This is a genomic window from Mesorhizobium sp. M7A.F.Ca.CA.002.05.1.1, from assembly GCF_003998335.1.
In the GTDB taxonomy this organism is placed as follows: Bacteria; Pseudomonadota; Alphaproteobacteria; order Rhizobiales; family Rhizobiaceae; genus Mesorhizobium.
Genome location: NZ_RZQI01000570.1, coordinates 1 through 3,986, shown reverse-complemented (window position 1 = coordinate 3,986; position 3,986 = coordinate 1). Strand labels below are relative to the sequence as shown.

Sequence of the window (3,986 nt, the reverse complement as noted above, 5' to 3'; positions counted from 1 at the left end):
GCACTAGTCACGCCCCTTCTTCTGGGCGTCAGGCGCTGCGGCGGTTGTCCAGCGCGAAGGCGCCGGCGCCGGCAAACACCAGATAGAGGAAGATGAAGCAGAAAGAGATCGCCGAATCGCCGCCATTGTTGACCGGGAAGAAGTCGCGCGGCATGTGCGCCATGAAATAGGCGATCGCCATTTCGCCGGCCAGAAGGAAGGCTACGGGCCGCGTGAACAGGCCGAGCGCCAGCAGGATGCCGCCGGCGAATTCGAGGATGCCGGCGGTCATGGTCAGCCCGGAAAGGGCGTGGGGATCGGCGCTGACGGGGAAGTTGAACAGTTTCTGGCTGCCATGCTCGATGAACTGCAGCGCGGTCATGATGCGCAACACGCCGAGCGCCTGCGGCTGGTATCTGGAGAGGCTTTCGAAAAGCTTCATAATGACTCCATTTTCAATCCGCCCGGCCATAGATTATCGCCCAGGAATGACCATTCACTTCGCATGGCCTGCCGTCAACAATCGGTGATTGGGAATGTTCCCAATTGCCATTAAAATTTTCTCGCCAAGGTTGCATTAGTATCTCTATGGTTGTATTGATGCGTGTACAACAATCCTGAATGTGTGGGGGCCTTTGCCATGAAAAAAGTCGTCATCAGCCTTTTCGCGATCCTCGCAGGCATTAGCTTCGCCATGGCCGAGGACGCCGGCTGTGAGGCGTTCAAGTGGCCGGTGACGCGGGAGCAGACCCTGTTTGCCGCAGCACCGGCAACGCCGTCCGGAGCGGCGCTGGCGGTTGGTGAGGCTGCGGACCTGGCGCTGGTGCCGGTAGGGAAAGCCGGTTTTGCGGTAGCGCCCGAACGTGCGCCGGCATCGGACACGTTTGGCGCCGTTGCCAGCGTGGAGGTGCCGTCCGAGGGGGCCATCCAGATCAGTCTCTCGGGCGAGGCCTGGATCGATGTCATCCAGAATGGCCAGGCCATCAAGTCGGCGGGCTATAGTGGCGTGAAAACATGCCCTGGCATCCGCAAGAGCGTGCGCTTCAAGCTTGCGCCTGGCCCGGCCACCGTTCAGTTCAGCGGCGCGAAGAAAGCTGAGCTGAAGGTCGCGGTGCTGGCGCCGGAATGAGACGGCGCCAGTCAGGGGTAGAGGCCTTCATCGGTAGTCCGATGAAAGCCCGCGCTTTGTTTCAGCGATGTTCGATCGCGGTCAGCGGACCGGCGCCATCAAGGCGAAATGCGCGCCCTGCGGGTCCTGGCATTGGACGATCCAGCTGCCGCCCGGGACCTCCATCGGCCCCATCAGGATCTTGCCGCCATTGTCGGTCACCCGTTTGGCCGCCGCATCGATGGCCGGAACATTGAAATAGAACTGCCAGACCGGGACCGGAATCTGCTCGGGCTTGTTCATGATGCCGCCGCCGGATTCGGGGCCGGCTGTAAAGGTCTGGTAAGTGCCCACCGGGCCCATGTCGAAATCGCCGGCGTCGACCCAGCCGAACTGCTCGGAATAGAAATCGAACGCGGCTTTCCAGTCGCTCGTATAAAGCTCGTGCCAGCCGATGTGGCCCGGCGTGCCGGCCGGCACGACAGGCTGGTCGGGACCGTTTGGCTGCAGGAACATGAAGGTCGCGCCTTGCGGATCGGCGACGACGGCAAAGCGGCCGACGCCCGGAATGTCGTCGGGCTGGCGGTGAACGGTGCCGCCGGCTTTCTCCAGCGATGCCGTGGCAGCGTCGACATCCCTGGTGTGGATATAGCCAAGCCAGGCGGGCGGCATGCCCATCTTGGCTGCATCCTCAGGCAAGGTCATCAGGCCGCCGACGCCACGTTCGCCGACATTCATCACGACATAGCGCGGGATGCCGGGCGCCTTGTCGAAGGGCTGCGCCGTCCAGCCGATGACTTGGGTGTAGAATGCCTCGGCGGCGTCGAGATCTGACGTCATCAATTCGTACCAGAAGAAGGGCATCGGGGCTTTTGGCATTTCGGTCTCCTCACCTTTCATACGTGATCGTCGTCCATCATAGGACGATCCTCACGACGGGAATCCGACACCGCCCGGAAAACAATGGGTGTGTGTGCCAAGCGTTCCCTGGTTGCGCACCCAGCGGTTTTCGATTTCTCTACGGCTATGAAGGGTTGTCGTTCATGCGCTTGATGTCGCTCACGCCCGAGCTTGTCGCACTGTGCCATCGGGAGGAGGCCGATCCCGGCCCGGACCCGAGCTGGACAGACATGAACGACGAGGACTTTCGAGACCTTGCCTTGCGGCTGTCCAATGAAGCCGATGAGGGGCCGCTATGGGTGTTCGCTTATGGGTCGCTGATCTGGAAGCCGGAATTCGAGTCGGTCGAGCAACAGCTCGCCACGGCCTTTGGCTGGCACCGCTCTTTCTGCCTCGACATGGTGCGTTGGCGGGGCAGTGCCGAGCAGCCTGGGTTGATGATGGCGCTCGAACGGGGCGGACGCTGCAACGGCGTGATCTATCGCTTGCCGGAGGGCGAAAAGCCGGCGCAGGTCGAAAGGCTGCTGCGGCGCGAAATCAGCGACCACGAAAGCATCGAGACGGTCCGGTGGCTGCCGGTGCATACGCCGCAAGGCACGCTGCGCGCGCTCGGCTTCTGGGTCGGCGTGAAGGGCAGGGGAACGTCGCTGAACCAGCCGTTGGACAGAGTGGCGAGCGTGCTGGCCAGAGCCTGCGGGCATATCGGATCCGGCGCCGAATATCTCTACAACACGGTCAGCCACCTCGAGGCGTTCGGCATCCATGACCGCAATCTGTGGCGACTGCAGCAGCTGGTCGCAGAGGAGGTCAAGACCATTCATGGCTGTAAGCTTGAACCCGGCCATTCGCTCGCACTGTGAAAGCAGCCTCGGCCTCCGATAACATGAGTAAAAAAATCATGTTATTATCCAGCCTTTTCAGAGACTTGCGCCGAAAATTGACCAATTGATAAAAAAATAAAACGTGCTAGCCTTCCTCAAAAGAAAACATGGGGAACTGACGATGCCAGAAGGCCAATTCAGGGAAGGCATTGCGGGCGGCAGGCTCTCGGCCGACCAGTATGCGGATAATTTTTCCGACCTGCATCCGCCGCTCGATCACCACGAGGCGCTGGTCGAATCCGATCGCTGTTATTTCTGCTACGACGCGCCGTGCATGAACGCATGCCCGACCTCGATCGACATTCCACTGTTCATCCGCCAGATCTCGACCGGCAATCCGATCGGTTCGGCCAAGACCATCTTCGACCAGAACATATTGGGCGGCATGTGCGCCCGCGTCTGCCCGACCGAAACGCTGTGCGAAGAAGTCTGCGTGCGCGAAGTGGCGGAAGGCAAGCCGGTGCAGATCGGCCGCCTGCAGCGCTATGCCACCGACGTCGCCATGAGCGAGAACAAACAGTTCTACCCGCGCGCCGAGCCGACCGGCAAGACTGTCGCCGTGGTCGGCGCCGGGCCGGCCGGCCTTGCCGCCGCGCACCGGCTCGCCCGCCACGGCCATGACGTGACCATTCTGGAGGCGCGCGCGAAAGCCGGTGGCCTCAACGAATACGGCATCGCCGCCTACAAGAGTGTCGACGATTTCGCCCAGGCCGAAGTCGATTATGTGACCGCGATCGGCGGCATCGACATCCAGAACGGCAAGGCCCTCGGCCGCGACTATCAGCTGTCGGATCTGATCCGCAATTACGATGCGGTGTTTCTCGGCATGGGCCTTGGCGGCGTCAATGCGCTGCGTGCCGATGGCGAGGACGCCGACGGCGTCATCAACGCGGTCGAGTTCATTGCCGAACTGCGCCAGGCCAGCGACCTTTCCGGCCTGCCGGTTGGCCGCCGCGTCGTCGTCATCGGTGGCGGCATGACGGCGATCGACGCGGCCGTGCAGTCGAAATTGCTCGGGGCCGAGGAGGTGACGATCTGCTACCGGCGCGGCCAGGAGCACATGAATGCGTCCGAGTTCGAGCAGGATCTGGCCGCCGCCAATGGCGTCACCATCCGCC

At 62.1% G+C, this 3,986-nt stretch carries 5 protein-coding genes; 3 read left to right on the top strand and 2 right to left on the bottom strand.

Annotated features, from left to right (window positions below; translation table 11 throughout):
• Positions 1–28: 28 nt before the first annotated feature.
• Complete coding sequence (locus tag EN939_RS24170; protein ID WP_127270196.1) at positions 29–421, bottom strand: DoxX family protein; 393 nt, start codon at positions 419–421, stop codon at positions 29–31.
• A 198-nt stretch (positions 422–619) separates the two neighbouring features.
• Between EN939_RS24170 and EN939_RS24165 the strand changes: the two genes are divergently transcribed.
• A complete protein-coding gene (locus tag EN939_RS24165) occupies positions 620–1,108 on the top strand; it encodes a hypothetical protein (RefSeq protein ID WP_127270194.1) in 489 nt (162 codons plus the stop codon).
• Between the two features lie 81 nt (positions 1,109–1,189).
• On the opposite strand, the gene EN939_RS24160 is transcribed toward EN939_RS24165, so the two are convergent.
• Positions 1,190–1,966 (bottom strand): VOC family protein, encoded by a 777-nt coding sequence (locus EN939_RS24160; protein WP_127270192.1) that lies wholly within the window; start codon positions 1,964–1,966, stop codon positions 1,190–1,192.
• Between the two features lie 164 nt (positions 1,967–2,130).
• Here EN939_RS24160 and EN939_RS24155 point away from each other — a divergent pair, with 164 nt between their 5' ends.
• A complete protein-coding gene (locus tag EN939_RS24155; protein WP_127270190.1) occupies positions 2,131–2,847 on the top strand; it encodes a gamma-glutamylcyclotransferase in 717 nt (238 codons plus the stop codon).
• A 142-nt stretch (positions 2,848–2,989) separates the two neighbouring features.
• Positions 2,990–3,986: NAD(P)-dependent oxidoreductase (locus tag EN939_RS24150; RefSeq protein WP_164751181.1), on the top strand; the 997-nt coding region annotated here is incomplete at its 3' end.